The organism is Idiomarina sp. UBA4206, assembly GCF_002383015.1.
Taxonomy (GTDB): Bacteria; Pseudomonadota; Gammaproteobacteria; order Enterobacterales; family Alteromonadaceae; genus Idiomarina; species Idiomarina abyssalis.
The window spans coordinates 1-204 of the sequence record NZ_DFTS01000026.1 but is presented as its reverse complement, the minus strand read 5'-3'; the positions used below and the strand labels follow the sequence as shown (position 1 = coordinate 204).

Below are 204 nucleotides of genomic sequence, written 5' to 3'. Positions count from 1 at the left end.
GCTCGTATGATTTCATACGAGCCATTTTTATTTCAGGAGCTTTATAACACATGTCGAGCGATATTCAGGATCCAATGGCACAGCTAGTCCCTATGGTTGTCGAACAGACGTCAAAAGGGGAGCGCTCTTACGACATTTATTCACGCCTGTTAAAAGAGCGTGTGATTTTCTGCTGTGGTCAGGTTGAAGACCATATGGCCAACC

The 204-nt window shown here is 45.1% G+C and carries 1 protein-coding gene; it reads left to right on the top strand.

Features of this window, described 5'->3' with window-relative positions; genetic code table 11:
• Positions 1–50: 50 nt before the first annotated feature.
• Positions 51–204, top strand: a 154-nt coding sequence (locus tag B3180_RS05745) for an ATP-dependent Clp protease proteolytic subunit (protein ID WP_286843499.1), incomplete at its 3' end; no start/stop codon positions are given.